The organism is Streptomyces sp. NPDC012888 (genome assembly GCF_042900645.1).
Taxonomy (GTDB): Bacteria; Actinomycetota; Actinomycetes; order Streptomycetales; family Streptomycetaceae; genus Streptomyces.
This window is the reverse complement of sequence record NZ_JBIBBM010000003.1, coordinates 301995-319646: the sequence shown is the minus strand read 5'-3', so window position 1 is coordinate 319646 and position 17652 is coordinate 301995. Positions and strand designations below refer to the sequence as shown.

General features: G+C 74.7%; 13 protein-coding genes. 4 read left to right on the top strand and 9 right to left on the bottom strand.

Going from position 1 to position 17652, the window contains the following annotated elements; all coding sequences use genetic code 11:
- Nucleotides 1–42: 42 nt before the first annotated feature.
- Nucleotides 43–1551 carry a M28 family peptidase gene (locus ACFY61_RS06300; RefSeq protein ID WP_389467649.1) on the bottom strand — a complete coding sequence of 503 codons (1509 nt, stop codon included), beginning with the start codon at nt 1549–1551 and terminating at the stop codon, nt 43–45.
- Between the two features lie 268 nt (nt 1552–1819).
- Here ACFY61_RS06300 and ACFY61_RS06295 point away from each other — a divergent pair, with 268 nt between their 5' ends.
- Both ACFY61_RS06295 and pepN read left to right on the top strand, forming a co-directional pair.
- Complete coding sequence (locus ACFY61_RS06295; protein ID WP_389467647.1) at nt 1820–2851, top strand: aspartate-semialdehyde dehydrogenase; 1032 nt, start codon at nt 1820–1822, stop codon at nt 2849–2851.
- Between the two features lie 206 nt (nt 2852–3057).
- Complete coding sequence (gene pepN / locus ACFY61_RS06290) at nt 3058–5637, top strand: aminopeptidase N (RefSeq protein ID WP_389467645.1); 2580 nt, start codon at nt 3058–3060, stop codon at nt 5635–5637.
- 240 nt (nt 5638–5877) lie between these two features.
- Here the strand turns inward: pepN and ACFY61_RS06285 are convergent, their stop codons facing one another.
- Genes ACFY61_RS06285 through ACFY61_RS06265 form a run of 5 tightly spaced genes read right to left on the bottom strand, consistent with a single transcriptional unit; the run spans nt 5878 to nt 11191 of the window.
- Nucleotides 5878–6900, bottom strand: coding sequence for a MerR family transcriptional regulator (locus ACFY61_RS06285; protein ID WP_389467643.1), 1023 nt, complete (start codon nt 6898–6900; stop codon nt 5878–5880).
- A gap of 46 nt (nt 6901–6946) precedes the next feature.
- Nucleotides 6947–7873 (bottom strand): LysR family transcriptional regulator, encoded by a 927-nt coding sequence (locus ACFY61_RS06280; protein ID WP_389467640.1) that lies wholly within the window; start codon nt 7871–7873, stop codon nt 6947–6949.
- 9 nt (nt 7874–7882) lie between these two features.
- Nucleotides 7883–8818, bottom strand: coding sequence for a DMT family transporter (locus ACFY61_RS06275; protein ID WP_389467637.1), 936 nt, complete (start codon nt 8816–8818; stop codon nt 7883–7885).
- 52 nt (nt 8819–8870) lie between these two features.
- Complete coding sequence (locus tag ACFY61_RS06270; RefSeq protein WP_389467635.1) at nt 8871–9830, bottom strand: EamA family transporter; 960 nt, start codon at nt 9828–9830, stop codon at nt 8871–8873.
- Nucleotides 9831–9859: 29 nt separating this feature from the next.
- Nucleotides 9860–11191, bottom strand: a complete 1332-nt coding sequence (locus tag ACFY61_RS06265) for an MFS transporter (RefSeq protein WP_389467633.1) — start codon at nt 11189–11191, stop codon at nt 9860–9862.
- A gap of 102 nt (nt 11192–11293) precedes the next feature.
- Between ACFY61_RS06265 and ACFY61_RS06260 the strand changes: the two genes are divergently transcribed.
- Nucleotides 11294–11818, top strand: a complete 525-nt coding sequence (locus ACFY61_RS06260; protein ID WP_389467630.1) for a MarR family winged helix-turn-helix transcriptional regulator — start codon at nt 11294–11296, stop codon at nt 11816–11818.
- 62 nt (nt 11819–11880) lie between these two features.
- On the opposite strand, the gene ACFY61_RS06255 is transcribed toward ACFY61_RS06260, so the two are convergent.
- From ACFY61_RS06255 to ACFY61_RS06245, 3 genes are read right to left on the bottom strand one after another with little or no spacing between them, the layout of a single operon-like run.
- Nucleotides 11881–12117: a hypothetical protein gene (locus tag ACFY61_RS06255; protein ID WP_389467627.1), complete on the bottom strand. Its 237-nt coding sequence runs from the start codon at nt 12115–12117 to the stop codon at nt 11881–11883.
- Between the two features lie 20 nt (nt 12118–12137).
- Complete coding sequence (locus tag ACFY61_RS06250) at nt 12138–14135, bottom strand: 4-alpha-glucanotransferase (protein WP_389467625.1); 1998 nt, start codon at nt 14133–14135, stop codon at nt 12138–12140.
- A 9-nt stretch (nt 14136–14144) separates the two neighbouring features.
- Nucleotides 14145–14342 carry a hypothetical protein gene (locus ACFY61_RS06245; protein WP_389467622.1) on the bottom strand — a complete coding sequence of 66 codons (198 nt, stop codon included), beginning with the start codon at nt 14340–14342 and terminating at the stop codon, nt 14145–14147.
- Nucleotides 14343–14617: 275 nt separating this feature from the next.
- Between ACFY61_RS06245 and ACFY61_RS06240 the strand changes: the two genes are divergently transcribed.
- Nucleotides 14618–17587 (top strand): beta-N-acetylglucosaminidase domain-containing protein, encoded by a 2970-nt coding sequence (locus tag ACFY61_RS06240; protein ID WP_389467619.1) that lies wholly within the window; start codon nt 14618–14620, stop codon nt 17585–17587.
- The last annotated feature ends 65 nt before the right edge of the window (nt 17588–17652 follow it).

The window sequence follows — 17652 nt, the reverse complement described above, 5'->3', positions numbered from 1 at the left end:
GGGGCCGGCGCCCGGTTTCGGGTGCCGGCCCCTTCCGTCCGGTCACTTCCCGAGCGTGCCCAGGTCCTGGGCGTAGGTGCCGACGGCGTGGGCGATGACGTCGACGTTGGTGTCGAAGGCCCGGTGGTCGAGGTTGTCCAGGTCGTCGCCGGCCCCGTGGTAGTTCGGGTCGTACGCGACGCCGGCCCGGCCGCCGTAACGCCTCGCCTGCTCCTCGGTCTTGATGCCCTCGGCGCCGGTGAAGGTGCCGCCGGCCGGGATGCCGCTCGCGATGAACGGCCCGTAGTCGGAACGGCCGTCGAAGTCGCTGCCCTCGTGGGGCTTGCCCTTCCGGTCCAGGAAGCCGTTGATCAGGGCTTCGATGTGCGCGGAGCCGGCCGGTCCGGCACCCGCCCCGGTGCGGTCGGAGTCGTCGCCGTCGTAGACGAACTGCGCCGGGTTCGGCGAGGCGATCATGTCGAAGTTGAGGTAGAGGGCGATGTCCCGCTTCTGCTGCGCGGACAGCTTCGAGACGTAGTGCTCGGAACCGAGCAGGCCCAGCTCCTCGCCCGACCACCAGGTGAAGCGGACCTTGTTGGCGATCTGCTTGCCCCTGGCCCTGCCCGGCTTGTTGACCGGAGCCGCCTCGGCGAGCTCCAGCGCCGTCTCCAGCAGGCCGGCCGAGCCGGAGCCGTTGTCGTTGATGCCCGGGCCCTCCTTGACGGAGTCCAGGTGGGCCCCGACCGTCACCACCCGGTCCGCGCGGCCCGCCCGGGTCTCGGCGATCACGTTGCGGGTGGTGCGCTTGACGTGCCGCTGGTCGAGGTCCAGGCGCACTCGGACCTCGCCCCGGGCCGCGGCCGCGGCCAGTGCCTCGCCGTCGTCCAGGGAGATGCCCGCGCTGGGGATCAGGCCCTCGGCGGGCGAACCGAAGCCGCCCCGGACCGGGGTGGTGCCGCTGTGGTTGTAGACGATCACGCCGAGCGCGCCGGCCGCGTGCGCCGCGTTCTGCTTCTCCACGAAGGTGCAGGCGCCCCGCTTGACGAGGGCGATCCTGCCGGTGAACGCGGTCCCCGCGTAGTCGGCGGCGTCGCAGCCGGGGGTGTCGTCCACCCGGGCGGCGGCGACCGGCGCGGTCAGGCCGCCGGCCGGGGTGCTCCTGGTGAAGGTGAAGGCGGCGGTGGGCAGCTCGCGGGCGGCGGCGCCGTCAGCGCCGAGGACGGTGGTCCGCTCGGTCTTCGTCACCGCCTCGTGGATGTCGAACTCCTGGTAGGTGACCCGGTAACCGGCCTTCTTCAGGGTGTCGTGGACGTACGCGGCGGAGGCGTCGTAGCCGGGGGTGCCGGCCGCGCGGTTGCCGCCGTTGGCGTCGGCTATCCGCTGGAAGGCCGCGAGGTGGCGGTAGGCGCCGCGGCCGGAGGTCTCCGCCACCAGCCGCTCGGCGAGCCTGCCGGGCCCCCGGTCGTGGGGGTGGTGGGCGGTCGCCGGTGCGGCGAGCAGTACGGGTGCCAGGGCGGCCGCGGCGGTGGCGGCGGCGAGGGCTGCGGTGGTCCGGCGGCGGTGGGCGCGCACAGGTTTCTCCCCCAGGAAGGTCGTTCGCTCACAGGAAGGCGTGTCCGGATACCGGATGCGCCGGAACGGACCGTAACCGGCGCCCACCGGACAAAACGCCTGTTCGACGGCCGTGCAACAGAGCCGCCACGTGATCGTCACAGTGGACCGCAGGCCCGTGACCCGTCCGCCCTGCGGACACCACGCGCAATAGATTGGACAAGCGGGCCGGGGTCGCACGCATGATGGAGCAGGCTTGAACGAGCTGTACGCACCAGAAGGAGTCACCGTGAGGGTCGGAATCGTCGGAGCCACCGGACAGGTAGGCGGCGTGATGCGCCGCATCCTCGCCGAGCGGAAGTTCCCGGTGGAGGAGCTGCGCCTGTTCGCCTCGGCCCGGTCGGCCGGCTCCACCGTGGAGTGGGAGGGCCGGGAGATCACGATCGAGGACGCGTCGACCGCCGACTACACCGGCCTCGACATCGTCCTGTTCTCCGCCGGCGGCGCCACCTCCAAGGCCCTCGCCGAGAAGGTCGCCTCCCAGGGCGCCGTGGTGATCGACAACTCCTCCGCCTGGCGCCGTGACCCCGAGGTCCCGCTGGTGGTCTCCGAGGTCAACCCGCACGCGATCAAGGACCGCCCCAAGGGCATCATCGCCAACCCGAACTGCACCACCATGGCCGCCATGCCGGTGCTGCGCCCGCTCCACGAGGAGGCCGGGCTGGTCGCCATGGTCGCCACCACCTACCAGGCCGTCTCCGGCTCCGGCCTGGCCGGTGTCGCGGAGCTGAAGACCCAGGCCTGCGCCGTCTCCGAGGCCGCCGACCAGCTCACCTTCGACGGCGAGGCCGTCGAGTTCCCCGAGCCCGGCGTCTACAAGCGCCCCATCGCCTACAACGTGGTCCCGCTCGCCGGCTCCGTCGTGGACGACGGCTCCTTCGAGACCGACGAGGAGCAGAAGCTCCGCAACGAGTCCCGCAAGATCCTGGAGATCCCGGAGCTCAAGGTCTCCGGCACCTGCGTGCGCGTGCCGGTCTTCTCCGGCCACTCCCTCCAGGTCAACGCCCGCTTCGAGCGCCCGATCAGCGTCGAGCGCGCGTACGAGCTGCTGAAGGACGCCCCGGGCGTCGAGCTCTCGGAGATCCCGACCCCGCTCCAGGCGGCCGGCAAGGACGCCTCGTACGTCGGCCGCATCCGCGCCGACGAGACCGTCGAGCACGGCCTCGCGCTGTTCCTCTCCAACGACAACCTGCGCAAGGGCGCCGCGCTGAACGCGGTGCAGATCGCCGAGCTGGTGGCCGAGGAGCTCCGGCAGGGCTGAGCCCGCGGACGCGCCGGCACGGCCGAGGGGCGGCACCCGTTGCGGGTGCCGCCCCTCGGCGCGTCCCGGCGGTCCCGCGCCCCGGGCCGGGACCTCCGGCGGGTGCGGCGCGCCCCGCCGTGTTCGCCCGTGGATTACTCCGGCGCGGGGCGGGGGTCCGCGTGGAAGGATGGCCCGGCAACGTCACCATCGAAGGAGATGAACGCGTGCCTGGCACGAACCTGACCCGTGAAGAGGCTCAGCAGCGGGCGAAGCTGCTCACCGTCGACTCGTACGAGATCGAGCTCGATCTCAGCGGAGCGCAGGAGGGCGGCACCTACCCCTCCGTGACCACCGTGCGCTTCGACTGTGCCGAGGCGGGGGCCGAGACCTTCATCGACCTGGTCGCGCCGACCGTTCACGAGGTCGTCCTCAACGGCAAGTCGCTGGACGTGGCCGCGGTGTTCCGGGACGCCCGGATCGCGCTGCCGCACCTCCAGGCCGGTGGCAACGAGCTCAGGGTGGTCGCGGACTGCGCGTACACCAACACCGGTGAGGGCCTGCACCGCTTCGTCGACCCGGTCGACCAGCAGGCCTACCTGTACACCCAGTTCGAGGTTCCCGACGCCCGCCGGGTGTTCGCCTCCTTCGAGCAGCCGGACCTCAAGGCCACGTTCCGGTTCACCGTGAAGGCCCCGCAGGGCTGGACCGTGATCTCCAACAGCCCCACGCCGGAGCCGAAGGACGACGTCTGGGCCTTCGAGCCGACGCCGCGGATCTCCACGTACATCACCGCGCTGATCGTCGGCCCGTACCACGCGGTGCACAGCACGTACGAGGGTCCCGGGGGGCAGACCGTCCCCCTGGGCATCTACTGCCGGCCCTCGCTCGCCGAGTTCCTCGACGCGGACGCGATCTTCGAGGTCACCCGTCAGGGCTTCGACTGGTTCCAGGAGAAGTTCGACTACGCCTACCCCTTCGCCAAGTACGACCAGCTGTTCGTGCCGGAGTTCAACGCGGGCGCCATGGAGAACGCGGGCGCGGTCACCATCCGCGACCAGTACGTCTTCCGGTCGAAGGTGACGGACGCGGCGTACGAGGTGCGCGCCGAGACGATCCTCCACGAGCTGGCCCACATGTGGTTCGGCGACCTGGTCACCATGGAGTGGTGGAACGACCTCTGGCTGAACGAGTCCTTCGCGACCTACACGTCGATCGCCTGCCAGGCGTACCACCCCGAGTCGAAGTGGCCGCACTCGTGGACCACCTTCGCCAACTCCATGAAGACCTGGGCGTACCGGCAGGACCAGCTGCCGTCCACCCACCCGATCATGGCGGAGATCCGCGACCTGGACGACGTCCTGGTCAACTTCGACGGCATCACGTACGCCAAGGGCGCGTCGGTGCTGAAGCAGCTCGTCGCCTACGTCGGCATGGACGCCTTCTTCAAGGGCGTGCAGGCGTACTTCAAGGCGCACGCCTTCGGCAACACGCGGCTGAGCGACCTGCTCGGCGCGCTGGAGGAGACCTCCGGCCGTGACCTGGCCGCCTGGTCGAAGGCGTGGCTGGAGACGGCGGGCATCAACGTCCTCCGCCCGGAGATCGAGACCGACGAGCAGGGGAAGATCACCTCCTTCCGGATCCGCCAGGAGGCCCCGGCGCTGCCGGCCGGCGCGAAGGGGGAGCCGGTGCTGCGGCCGCACCGCATCGCGGTCGGCTTCTACTCGCTGGACGCGTCGAGCGGCAAGCTGCTGCGCGAGCGGCGGGTCGAGCTGGACGTCGCGGCGGCCGGGCTGACCGAGGTCCCGGAGCTGGTGGGGCACGAGCGCCCGGACGTGGTGCTGCTCAACGACGACGACCTGTCGTACGCCAAGGTCCGCCTGGACGAGCACTCGCTCGCGAAGGTGACCGCGCACCTCGGCGACTTCGAGGCCTCGCTGCCGCGGGCGCTGTGCTGGGCCTCGGCCTGGGACATGACCCGGGACGGCGAGCTGGCCACCCGCGACTACCTGTCCCTCGTCCTCTCCGGCATCGGCAAGGAGTCCGACATCGGCGTGGTGCAGTCGCTGCACCGGCAGGTGAAGCTGGCGCTCGACCTGTACGCCGACCCGGCGTGGCGGGAGACCGGCCTGGCGAAGTGGACCGGCGCGACGCTGGAGCACCTGCGTGCGGCCGAGCCCGGCAGCGACCACCAGCTGGCGTGGGCGCGCGCGTTCGCGGCCACCGCACGTACGGAGGCCCAGCTGGACTTCCTGGCGGCGCTGCTGGCCGGCACCGAGTCGGTGGACGGCCTGGTCGTGGACACCGAGCTCCGCTGGGCGTTCCTGGAGCGGCTGGCGGCGACCGGCCGGGCCGACGAGGCGGAGATCGCGGCGGAGCTGGAGCGGGACAAGACCGCGGCCGGCGAGCGGCACGCGGCCACGGCGCGCGCGGCGCGGCCGACGGCCGAGGCGAAGGCCGCGGCCTGGGCCTCGGTGATCGACTCGGGGGACCTGCCGAACGCGGTGCAGGAGGCCGTGATCGGCGGCTTCGTCCAGACGGACCAGCGTGAGCTGCTCGCCCCTTACGCGGACCGCTACTTCGCGGTCCTGAAGGACGTCTGGGACTCCCGGAGCCATGAGATCGCCCAGCAGATCGCGGTCGGGCTGTACCCGTCGCTGCAGGTCTCCGCGGAGACCCTCGCGGCGACGGACGCGTGGCTGGCCTCGGCGGAGCCGAACGCGGCGCTGCGGCGGCTGGTGTCGGAGTCCCGGGCGGGCGTCGAGCGAGCCCTGAAGGCCCAGTCCGCGGACGCCGCGGCCTCCTGACCCCTGCCGGCCCGCCGTGTGGGCAGTCGTGCCGCTGGGGCGGCACGGGTGGGCACACGGCACGACGGCCCGCACCGGCCGCGCAGCGTGCTCCCCGCGCCCCCGGCCCCGCCCGGCCGCGGAACCGCGGTCGGGCCGAAGCCGGCGTACAGGCCCCCGCCCGGCACGGGCCTCCGGGCGGGGTGCGGCTGGGCGGGGGTGCGGCCGGTGGGCGGGGGTGCCCGCACCGCGGGGCGGGACTTACGCGTCGGGGCCGATCGGCATCAGGAGGGAGTACGCGTGCTCCGTGTCGATGCGCCGGATCCCGACCGGCGCCGTCGCCGCCCCCAGCTCCAGCACCACCCGCTCCGCGCCCCCCGCGCCGAGCGCCTCCAGCAGGAACTCCCGGTTGACGGCCACGCCGTCCGTGCCCAGCTCCACCCCTCCCCCGGCCGTCACCTCGAGCACGCTGACCTCGGGGCCGGCCAGCACCGCCGCCCGGAAGGCGGGCACCTCCACGACCGCGCGCCGGCCCGCGGGCAGCCGGACCAGGCGCCGGTAGTCGGGGAAGTCCAGGTCGAGGCACTGGCCGGCCGTCTCCCCCTCACCCGTGTCCAGGGCGACCCGGCCGCCGTCCACGGTGAGGGACACCGTGTCCGTGCCGGTCAGCAGGGCCCGCATCGCGTCGGCGATCTGCGCGGGCACGACGGCCTGGGCGCGGGGCCCGGCGGGACCGGTGGTGGGGACCCGCGCCAGGGCCATCCGGTAGCGGTCGGTGGCCACCAGGTGCAGCGCGTCGTCCTCGAAGTCGAAGAGGACGCCGCGGAGCACCGGCAGTTCCGGATCCCCGCCGACCGCGAAGCGGACCGAGTCGAGTGCGGCGGCCAGTTCCGCCGCGGGAACGGAGGCCCGGGCGTGGGCGGTACGGAGCGAGGTCATGGGTTTCTCCCTGCGTTCGAGGAGCGATCGGACGGTGGAGAACTCGCCGCGGGCCCGGTCCAGGCCCCTTTCGAGGCGCCGCAGGTGTGCCGTGAGCAGCCGGCCGACCAGGTCCGTGTCGGCACCGGCCCAGCCGGCCAGGGTCAGCCGGACGTCGGCCAGCGGCATGCCGGCGCTGCGCAGCCGGGCCAGCAGGCGGGCCTCCTCCAGCTGTTCGGGCCCGTACCAGCGGTAGCCGCTCACCGGGTCCACCCAGGCCGGGACGAGCACGCCGGCCCGGTCGTAGAACCGCAGGGCGCTCACCCCCAGGCCGCTCTCGCGGGCCAGCTCACCGATACTGCGCATCTCGCTCTCCACGCCCGTCACCCTGTGCCCTGCACCAGGTCGAGGGTCAAGCGCCGGCCGACGGCGCCGGTGCCGCCGCCTCGCGGAGGGACGCCAGGACGCGCGCGACCGCGGGGGCGGAGTCGGCGCCGCGGCGGGTGGCGGCGATGACGTGGCGGGTCGGCCGGTCGTGCGGGAGCGGGCGGATCGTGACGCCGGTCGCGCGGGTCGCCGCCATGCGCGGGATCAGGGCCACGCCCAGGCCCGCTTCCACGAGCGCCAGGATGGCCGTCCAGCCGGCCGCCGAGTGCGCTTGTTCCGGCACGAAGCCGGCGGCCTCGCACGCCGTGCGGGTGATCTCCGACCAGGGTCCGGAGCCGCCGTAGATCCACGGTTCCGAGGAGAGGTCGGCCAGCCGCAGGGTCGGGGCGGTGGCCAGCGGGTGGTCCGGGGGCAGGGCTACGTCCAGCGGGTCGGCCAGCAGCGGGATCCGGGTGAAGCGCGGGTCCCGGGCGGTGGGCGCGTGGGCCGCCAGCGAGAGCGCGAGGTCCACGTCGCCCGCGGACAGCAGTTCGTACGCCTCGCCCGCGTCGGTCTCCCGGATCCGGACCGACACCCCGGGGTGGGTGAGCCTCAGGGCGACCACGGCCGGCACGACGAGCGCGGGGACCGCGGTGGAGAACGCGCCGACCCGGACCTCCCCGGCCTCCCCGGCGAGGTAGCCGGCGAGGGCCGCGTCGGCCCGTTCCAGTTGGGCGAAGACCGCTTCGGCGTGGCGGAGGACCAGGTGCGCCGCGTCGGTGAGCCGGACCCGGCGGCCCTGTGCCTCCAGCAGCGGGACGCCGAGCTGCCTGGCCAGGTTGGTCAGCTGCTGCGAGACGGCCGAGGGCGTCATGTGCAGCGCCTCGGCCGTCGCCGTCACCGTTCCCCGCTCGCTGAGCGTGCGCAGGATCCGGAGCTTCTTGATGTCCCATTCGGTGGTCGGACCGGTCATGGGAGGAACCTACCGGCGGGCTCCGAGCGCGACCCCGCCGAGGATCAGCACCATGCACAGGAGCTGGACGGGGCCGGTCCGCTCGCCGAGCAGCGGGAAGGAGAGCAGGGCCACGCAGACGGGCTGGAGGTAGTAGACGACTCCCGCCCGGGCCGCGCCGATCATCGTGACGGCCTTGTTCCAGGCGAAGAACGCGAGGGCGGAGGAGAGGACGCCGACGTACAGCAGCGGGCCGACGGTGCCGGTGGAGATCTCGAAGCCGCCCTGGACGGTGACGGAGACCGCGTAGGCGGGGGCCAGCATCAGCGCGCCGAGGACGAACGTGGTGAGCAGGAAGGTGAGGCCGGAGATCTCGGCGGGTTTGCGCCTGAGCAGCGCGCTGTAGGAGGCGAAGGACAGGGCGGCGCCGAACATCCACAGGTCGCCGGCGGCGAAGTCGACGGTGGGCGAGCCCTTGCCGACGAGCAGGAGCACACCGAAGGCGGCCAGCAGCATCCCGAAGGTGCGGACCGCGCCGAGCCGTTCGCCGCCGAGGCGGGCGAAGACCGCCATGACGACCGGCGAAGCAGCCATGATCATGCCCATGTTGGAGGCGGAGGTGGTCAGTCCTGCCTGGTGGACCAGGGTGTTGTACAGCGCGATGCCGAAGAACGAGGCGAGGGTGACGTAACCGAGGTGGCGGCGGATCAGGTGCCGCTGCCGCCAGGCCTCGCGGGCGGCGATCGGTGCGACGGCGAGGATCGCGATGATCCAGCGCCAGAAGACGGCCTGGACGGGCGGGACGGTGTCGGCCATGCCGCGGGTGGCGACGAAGCTGCCGGACCAGACGACCGTGGCCACCAGGGCGAGGAGGACGCCGAGGCCGACGGCGCCCTTCCCCCGCTGTGCGGTGGCGGTGCTCGGCTGCTGCGGAGCTGCGGTGCGGGCACGGTCCAGGACGGCCACGGCTGTCTCCCCCTCGGGTGGAAGGTGTCGGTGTGTCGGTGTGTCGGTGGACCTACCGTCGCACCCGGCCATCCGTCAGGTCCATCGAAAACTTTCGATGGGTTTGTTCAGCCTTACTGAAAGATCCTGCCACCGGCCCGGGTGCGGCGGCGCCCGCGGGCCTGGCTGCCGCCAGCTGGCCGGCCACGGTGGCACCGAAGGCGATCGCCATGCCCACGAGCTGTACCGGCGTGAGGGCCTGGCCCAGCGCCGCCCAGCCGATGACGGCCGCCGTGAGCGGCGAGAGGGGGCCGAGCAGGGTGACCGAGGTGGCGGACAGCCGGCCGATGCCGCGGAACCAGAGCCAGTACGCGGCGCCGGTGTTGAGCAGCATCATGTAGCCGTAACCGAGGTAGGCGCGGCCGTCGAGCGCGGGCGGCGCGCCCTCCAGCAGGGCGGCGACCGGGAGGATCAGCAGCCCGCCCGCGGTGAGCTGCCAGCCCGTCAGGGCCAGCGGGCCCACTCCCTCCGGGCGGCCCCACTTCTTGGTCATCACGGTGCCCGCGGCCATCGAGGCGGAGGAGGCGACGCCGGCCAGTACGCCGACCAGGTCGAGCGCGGCACCGGCCTTCAGCACCACCATGCTGACCCCGAAGGCCGCGGCGATGCCGGCGAGCCAGGCGCGGGTGCCGGCCCGCTCGCCCAGGACCACTGCGGCGAGCCCGATGACGAGCAGCGGACCGAAGGAGCCGAGGACCGCCGCGAGGCCGCCCGGCAGCCGGTAGGCGGCGAGGAACAGCAGCGGGAAGAAGGCCCCGATGTTCAGCGCGCCCAGCACGGCGGACTTCCACCACCACGCGCCCTTGGGCAGGGTGCGGGCGGCGGCGACCAGGAGCAGCCCGGCGGGCAGGGCCCGCATCACCCCGGTGAACAGGGGCCGGTCGGGCGGCAGGAGCTCGGTGGTGACGTAGTAGGTGGAGCCCCAGGAGACGGGGGCGAGGGCGGTCAGGGCGACGGTGGCGATGCGCTTCACGGTGTGACTCCCCGGTGTGGTGAGGACGTTCAGCGAGTGGCGGCGGAGGCCGGGGCGGGGGTGGCGGCCGGCTCGGGGGCCGGCTCGGCGGTCGGCTCGGCGGCGGATCCGGTGGCCGGCTCCGGGGCCGGCGGCTCGGCGTGCACCGCCCCGGCGGGCAGGTGCCGCTCCAGTCGGACCAGCGCCAGGGCGGCCCCGAGCGCGGCGACGGCCAGCAGCGCCCAGGGGAGGCGTCCGTCGACCGCGAGCAGGGCGGTGAACAGGGAGGGGGCGAGGGCCGTGGCCAGCGAGTAGGAGAGCTGGTAGGTGGCCAGGTAGCGGCCGCGCACCCGCTCCGGGGCCGCGGACACCGACAGGGCGCCGCCGGAGGGGCTGTGGATCAGTTCGCCGAGGGTGTAGACGACGACGATGGCGAGCAGGGCGATCAGCAGGCCGGTCTGCCCGGGCCGGAACGTGCCGAGGACGACCTGTCCGGTGAAGGCGGCGGCGAAGAGCAGCAGGCCGAGGGCGGCCGAGCGGGTGCGGCGGGCGCCGGAGCGGCGGACCCGGCCGGCGACGAGCACACCGACGCCGGCGCACAGGGCGGTGTTGACGGTGAAGGCGGCGCCCGTCAGCGACTCGGGGCCGCGCAGCCAGGTGGCGATGTAGAGCGGGAAGAGCACGGACAGGGCCGCGTAGCCGAGCGCGGCGAGGAAGTTCGCGGCCGTCAGGCCCAGGAAGGGCCGGTCGCGCAGCACCATCCGGTAGCCGGCCGGAGGCCTCTTGGCGGAGGTGGCGGCCTCGTCGCGGACCGGCCGGACGCGGCCGACGAGCAGTCCGGCGAGGGCGAAGGCCAGGGCGTTGCCCCACGCGGTGTGGTCGAAGGCGGCGTTGCCCCAGAGCGCGAGCACCGCGGAGACCAGCAGGGCGCCGGCGCCCATGCCCGCGTTCTGCAGGGCCCGCAGGGAGGCCTGGAGCCGGTCCCGGGCGGCGCCGTGGGCGACCTCGCCGATCAGGGCCTGCTGGACCACGGGGAAGGACCGGTCGGCGAGGGCGGTGACGGTGGCGACCGCGGCGAAGGCGGCCAGGCTCTCGGCGAAGGGGTACAGGGCGAAGCCGAGGGCGCGGACGGCGTACAGGGCGAGGTTGACCCGCTTGGCGCCGAACCGGTCCACGGCCGAGCCCGCCAGCGGCATGAAGGCCAGGCCGGCGAGGCCGGTGACGGTCAGGACCAGACCGACGACCGCGAAGGACAGGCCGGTCACGTGGTGGAAGAAGACGAGGGTGAACGGGATGTACATGCCGATCCCGATCGCGCTGATGCCGACCCCGGTGAGGAGCTGCCGCTCCCCCGCGACCCGTTCGCCGTCGTGCTTCTTCATGTTCCCCCCAGAAGTAGATTGCTAGGAAGTAGCTTACCGCTAAGCTACTTTCCGTCAAGCAACTTTCTTGCAAGCCGTCTTCCACGATCGGATACTGCGCTCATGGACACCTCGAAGCCGGCCGCAGGGACCGGCACCGACCCCGGCCCGGACGCCGTCGACGCGATCACCGCGCAGTGGAACGCCGTACGGCCGGAACTGGACGTCACCGCGATGGGCGTCTTCGGCCGCATCTACCGGATCAGCCGCGGCATGGGCGAGGAGATGGACCGGGTCTACGCCCGCTTCGGCATCTCGCGCGGCGAGTTCGACGTCATCGCCACACTGCGCCGCTCGGGCGCGCCGTACACGCTGTCGCCGCGGCGGCTCGCGGACACGATGATGATCACCACGGGCGGGATGACCGGGCGCCTGGACAAGCTGGAGAAGGCGGGCCTGCTCAGTCGCAGCCCCGATCCGAACGACCGGCGGGGACTCCAGGTCACCATCACCGACAAGGGCCTCGAACTGATCGACGAGGCGGTGGTGGCCGGCCTGCGCGCCCAACAGGCGGCCCTGGCCGGCTTCGGCGAGGAGGAGACCGAGCTCCTCACGCACCTGCTGCGCAGGCTGCTCGCCGGGATGTGAGGGTACGCCGAGGGGCCGGCCCGCGCGGTATCACCGCACCGGCCGGCCCACCCGGCGGAGAACTACTTGGCTTCCTGCTTGCGCGACTTGTCGCCCACCATCACCAGACCGGCGATGACCAGGAACAGGACGATCGGCAGCGCCACGAACAGGCCGAGCGTCTCCGCGATGCTCAGACCGGCACCCGGGTCGTCGCCGTCGTCACGCGTCAGCGCGAGCGCGGGAGACGTCATCAGCAGCATCATCAGCGTCGTACCGGCCGAGACGGCGCCGGCGCGCAGAGCGTTCTTCTTGTCCACGGTGCAAACGTAGCGAACACCTAAACGACCCGCGCGCCCGGGGGTGCCGTACGGGGATCCGCCCCCTCGCGGACCGCCCTGAACAGGGCCTCGGCCCTCGGGGACGCCAGCAGCCGCTCCAGCGGCACCGGTCGCCCCGCCCCGTCCGCCACGGGCAGCCGCCAGTTCGGGTACTGGTCCCAGGTGCCCGGCAGGTTCTGCGGCCGCCGGTCGCCCACCGCGTCGGGCAGCCACACCCCGACCAGCCGGGCCGGGGTGCGCAGCAGGAAGGCGTACAGGGCCTTGACGGCCTCCTCCTCGGTCTTGGTGTCCAGGCCCAGCGCGGCCAGCACGCCCAGCCACTCGGCGGTGTCGGAGGCGTCCTCGGCGCGCTCCTGCGCGGCCGGGCGGGTCAGCAGGCCCAGCCGGTCCCGCAGTTCCACGTGCTCCCCCGCCAGCTTGGCGGCGGACGGCGGCAGGTCGTGGGTGGTGGCGGTGGCCAGGCAGTCCGCCCGCCAGTGGGCCGGGTCCAGGGGGCGTCCGTCGCCCTCCCAGTCCCGCTCGAACCACAGCACGGAGGTGCCCAGCACTCCGCGCCGGGCCAGCGCCCGCCGGACCCGGGGCTCCACCGTGCCCAGGTCCTCGCCGACCACCAGGGCGCCCGCCCGGTGCGCCTCCAGCACCAGGACGGCCAGCATCGCCTCGCCGTCGTAGGACACGTAGGTGCCCTGGGCCGCGGGGGTGTCCTCGGGGATCCACCAGAGCCGGAACAGGCCCATCACGTGGTCGATGCGGAGCGCGCCCGCGTACCGGAACACCGAGCGCAGCAGATCCCGGTAGGGCGCGTAACCGTCCTCCGCCAGCCGGTCCGGACGCCACGGGGGGAGCCCCCAGTCCTGGCCGCGCGCGTTGAACGCGTCGGGCGGCGCGCCGACCGTGGTCCGTGCCGCGTAGTGGCCGGCGGCGGTGTGCGTGTCGGAGCCCTCGGGGTGCACCCCGACGGCGAGGTCGTGGACGATGCCGACGGCCATGCCCGCCGCGCGGGCGGCCTCCTGGGCTGCGGTCAGCTGCCCCACCGTCAGCCAGACCAGCCAGCGGTGGAAGTCGGTGCGCAGGGCCGGGTCCTCCCCGGCGTGCTCGGCGCACCAGGCGGCGTGCGCGTCCAGCGCGGGGCCCTGGGCGGTGCGGAACTCCCGGTAGGCGGCCTCCCGCTCCGCGTCGCGGGGCACCCGGTAGAGGAGTTCCAGGGCGGCCAGCTTCAGCGCCCACACCGCGTCCCGGTCGATCAGGGCGCCCTTCTCCAGCACCTGCCGGGTCAACCTCGCGCCCTGTCCGGCGAGGTCGGCCAGTGCGTCCCGCTCGGGGCAGGCGGCGTACTCGGGGAGGTCGGTGACCCGCAGGTGGACCGGGTCCGGATAGCGGCGGGTGGCCGGCCGGTACGGGGACGGGTCGGTGGGGGTGCCGGGGACCGCCGCGTGCAGCGGGTTGACCTGGATGAAGCCGGCGCCGTGGGTGCCTCCGGCCCAGCGCGCCAGCTCGGCGAGGTCGCCCAGGTCGCCCATGCCCCAGGAGCCGGCGGACAGCAGCGAGTAGAGCTGCACCAGCAGGCCGTACGCGCGCTCCGGCGCGGCCGGGGCCCGGTCGGGGGCCGCGATCAGGGTGGCCGTGCCGGTGCGGCCGTCCGGGGTCTCGGCGCGGACCCGGTGCACTCCGTACGGCAGTCCGGGACCCCAGGGCCGCTCGGGGCCACCGTCCTCCGGGCGTACGCGGACCCGGCTGCCCGGCGGCAGCGCGGCGAGCGCGGCCGGGTCGGGGTCGCCCGCCCAGTGCACCAGGGTGGGCGGCAGCAGCCGGGCCGCGGCCTCCCGTTCGGCCTCCGCCCGGGACTCCCGCGCGGTCTGGGGGGTACCCGCGGGCACCCCGAGCCGGCCGAGCACCTCCCGGACGGTCCGCTCCGGCACCTGGACGGTGACGTCCTCGGCCGGCTGGTAGGAGGTCGCGACGCCGTACAGGGCGGCGAGCCGGGCCAGGTCGTCCATGTCGGGTCCTCAGTCGCCCGCGGCGGTGGCGGGCGTGGTCGGTTCGCTCGTCAGCGGGGCCTCGTCGGTGAGCGGGGGCTCGCTGGTCAGCGGGGCGTGGGCGGTGTCGGCGAGGGGCGGCTCGCTGGTGAGCGGGCCGGGTCCCTGGTGGGGCGGGCGGGTGAGGGGCGGTGCGGTTACGTGTCTGGAACGGGCGCGGACGGCCATCGGTCACTCCTCGGGCAGCTGCGGGTGTGCGGAGCCGCGCCCGGGGGCGGACGCGGTGCGGTGCGCGGGCGGTGCGCGGGCGGTGCGTGCGGCGCGTGCGGTGCCGGGCCGTGCGGTGCGGTGCGGGAACACCGCAGCCCTACCCAGCGCACCGGCGCGCATTCCTGGGGCATAACGGTCACAACGTTCACCTGCATTGACACTTGAGCCGCACTGGTGGTGGGCTCGGGCTCATTCGTACGAGCGGGGGGACTGACTCGGAACGAGGAGACAGCGTGCAGCGCAGGGGCAGCAAGCGGGCCACGGCCGTGGCGGTGGCGGTACTCGGCACCCTCCTCGGCGGGGCCGTAACCGGGTCCCCGGCGGCCTCCGCCGACCCCGCCCCGCCGGCCTCCGCGCCCGACTCCCCGACCGCTGCGGGCGCGGCCGCCGTGCCCGCCGTCTGGCCCCGCCCGCAGTCGATGACGGCCGATCAGGCCCGTGAACTCGCCCTCGACGCCGAGGCCGTGCTGGTCGTCCCGCCGGCCGGGGCGGACCCGTACGCCGTCGAGGTGGTCCGCACCGCGCTGCGCGAGGCCGGCGTGCGCGCCCTGCGCGAGCAGGCGACCGGCGTGCCGCTGCCGGCGCGCGGCACGGTCGTCCGGGTCGGCGGCCCGGAAGCGGAGGCGGCCCTGGCGGCGCTGGGCGCGGCCCCCGCCGGGGACCTGCCGGCCGGCGGTTACCGGGTGGCGGTGGGGCGGACCGGGGGCCGGGACACCGTGGCGCTGGCCGGCACCGGCGAGGACGGCCTGTTCCACGCCGCCCAGACCCTGCGGCAACTCCTGGCGGGCGCGCGGGGGAAGGTGCCCGGGGTGCTGGTCCGGGACTGGCCGGCGGCGGCGGTCCGTGGCATCACCGAGGGGTTCTACGGCGAGCCGTGGACGCGCGAGCAGCGGCTGGCCCAGCTGGACTTCATGGGCCGGACCAAGCAGAACCGCTTCCTGCTGGCCCCGGGCGACGACGTGTTCCGGCAGGCCCGCTGGCGGGAGGCTTACCCGGCCGCGCAGCAGGAGGACTTCCGGGCGCTGGCCGCACGGGCCGCCGCGAACCGGGTGACGCTGGCCTGGGCGGTGTCGCCGGGGCAGTCGATGTGCCTGTCCTCCGCCGCCGACCGGAAGGCGCTGCTGGACAAGCTGGAGGGGATGTGGGAGCTGGGCTTCCGCGCGTTCCAGTTGCAGTTCCAGGACGTCAGCTACTCGGAGTGGGGTTGCCCGGAGGACCGTGAGCGGTACGGGCGGGGCCCGGAGGCGGCGGCCCGGGCCCACGCGGAGGTCGCGGCCGGGCTGGCGCAGGAGCTGGCCCGGCGGCACCCGGGCGCGGCACCGCTGTCGCTGATGCCGACCGAGTACTACCAGGAGGGCGCGACGCCGTACCGGACGGCGCTGGCGGCCGCGCTGGACGACCGGGTCGAGGTCGCCTGGACGGGTGTCGGGGTGGTGCCGCGCACCATCACGGGGCAGGAACTCGTGGGCGCGCGGGCCGCCTTCGGGCATCACCCGGTGCTGACGATGGACAACTACCCGGTCAACGACTGGGAGCCGAACCGGATCTACCTCGGCGCGTACACCGGCCGTGAACCGGCCGTGGCCAACGGTTCGGCGGGGTTGCTGGCCAACGCGGCCCAGCAGGGTTCGCTGTCGCGGATCCCGCTGTTCACGGCCGCCGATTACGCCTGGAACCCGCGGGGGTACCGGGCCGGGGAGTCCTGGCAGGCGGCGGTCGCCGAGCTGGCGGGCGGGGACGGGCAGGCCCGGGAGGCGCTGACGGCACTGGCCGGGAACACCGCGTCCTCGGGGCTGGGGCAGCAGGAGTCGGCGTACCTGAAGCCGCTGGTGGACGAGTTCTGGCGGGCCCGGGGCTCGGCGGACCGGGCGGCGGCCGACCGCGCCGCGGACCGGCTGCGGGCGGCGTTCACGGTGATGCGGCACGCCCGGGAGCGGCTGGCCGGCCCGGCGGACGGGACCCTCGTGGAGGAGGGCGGCCCCTGGCTGGACCGGCTGGCCCGGTACGGGGCGGCCGGTGAGCTGGCGGTGGACGTGCTGCGGGCACAGGCGCGGGGTGACGGCGCGGCCGCCTGGCGGGCGCAGCTCGCCCTCGCCGGGGCGCGCGGGGCGGCCGCCGGGCCGGGCGCGGTGGTCGGCAAGGGCGTGCTGGAGCCGTTCCTGGACCGGGCGGTGGCGGAGGCGGACGCCTGGACGGGTGCGGGCCGGCCGGCGCCGGGCCGGGTCACGGCCGCCGAGGGCTCGTGGACGGTCCGGCTGGAGCAGCCGCGTCCGGTGTCGGCGGTCACGGTGATGACGGAGCCGCTGAGCCCGCAGGTCCGGGGTGCCTTCGTGGAGGCGCACGTGCCGGGCCAGGGCTGGCGCAGGCTCGGCGAGGCGGCGGGTTCCGGCTGGACCCAGGCGGACGGGACCGGGCTGCGGGCGGACGCGGTCCGGCTGGTCTGGGCCGGGGAGGCGCCCGTGGTGCGCGGCGTGGTGCCGTGGTTCGCGGACGGCCCGCAGGCCCGGTTCGAGCTGGGCGGCGGCGGCCGCGCGGACGCGGAGATCGGCGGCGGCCCGCAGCAGGTGGCCGCCGAGCTGGCCGGACTGCGGCCGGGCGAGGTCAAGGCCCCGCTGTCGGCGCGGCCGCCGCACGGCATCGAGGTGAGGCTGCCGGGCGAGGCGACGCTGCCGCGGGGCACGGCGGTGGAGGTGCCAGTGGAGGTCGTGGTTCCGGCCGGCACGCCGGCCGGGGTGTACGAGGTCCCGGTCAGCTTCGGCGGGGAGTCGCGCACGCTGACGGTGCGGGCCTTCCCGCGGACCGGCGGCCCGGACCTGCTGGCCGCCGGGGCGAAGGCCACGTCCTCGGGGGACGAGACGCCCGCGTTCCCGGCCTCGGCCGCGCTGGACGGCGTACCGACGACCCGCTGGTCCTCGCCCGCCGAGGACGGGGCGTGGTGGCAGGCGGAGCTGGCGGCACCGGCCCGGCTGGGGCAGGTGGTGCTGGAGTGGCAGGACGCGCACCCGTCGGCGTACCGGGTGCTGACGTCGGCGGACGGGGTCGCGTGGCGGACCTCGGCCACGGTCTCGGCGGCGCCGGGCGGGCGGGAGGTGGTCCGCATGGACGCGCCGGACACCCGCTACGTCCGGGTGGTGTGCGACACCCGCGCGACGGCGTACGGCTGCTCCCTGTGGTCGGCCCGGGCGTACGCGGTCACGCCGTAACGGGGGGCCGCCCGGCCCGGGCCGCGCGCCCCGGCGGCGCCGTACCCGCACAGACCGCCACCGGC

Bases quoted from the DNA above. Each gene is read 5' to 3' on its own strand.
- ACFY61_RS06250 (WP_389467625.1), bottom strand. From the start codon at position 14,135: ATGGACGACCTGGCCCGGCTCGCCGCCCTGTACGGCGTCGCGACCTCC.
- ACFY61_RS06280 (WP_389467640.1), bottom strand. From the start codon at position 7,873: ATGACCGGTCCGACCACCGAATGGGACATCAAGAAGCTCCGGATCCTG.
- ACFY61_RS06265 (WP_389467633.1), bottom strand. From the start codon at position 11,191: ATGAAGAAGCACGACGGCGAACGGGTCGCGGGGGAGCGGCAGCTCCTC.
- ACFY61_RS06245 (WP_389467622.1), bottom strand. From the start codon at position 14,342: ATGGCCGTCCGCGCCCGTTCCAGACACGTAACCGCACCGCCCCTCACC.
- ACFY61_RS06260 (WP_389467630.1), top strand. From the start codon at position 11,294: ATGGACACCTCGAAGCCGGCCGCAGGGACCGGCACCGACCCCGGCCCG.
- ACFY61_RS06285 (WP_389467643.1), bottom strand. From the start codon at position 6,900: ATGCGCAGTATCGGTGAGCTGGCCCGCGAGAGCGGCCTGGGGGTGAGC.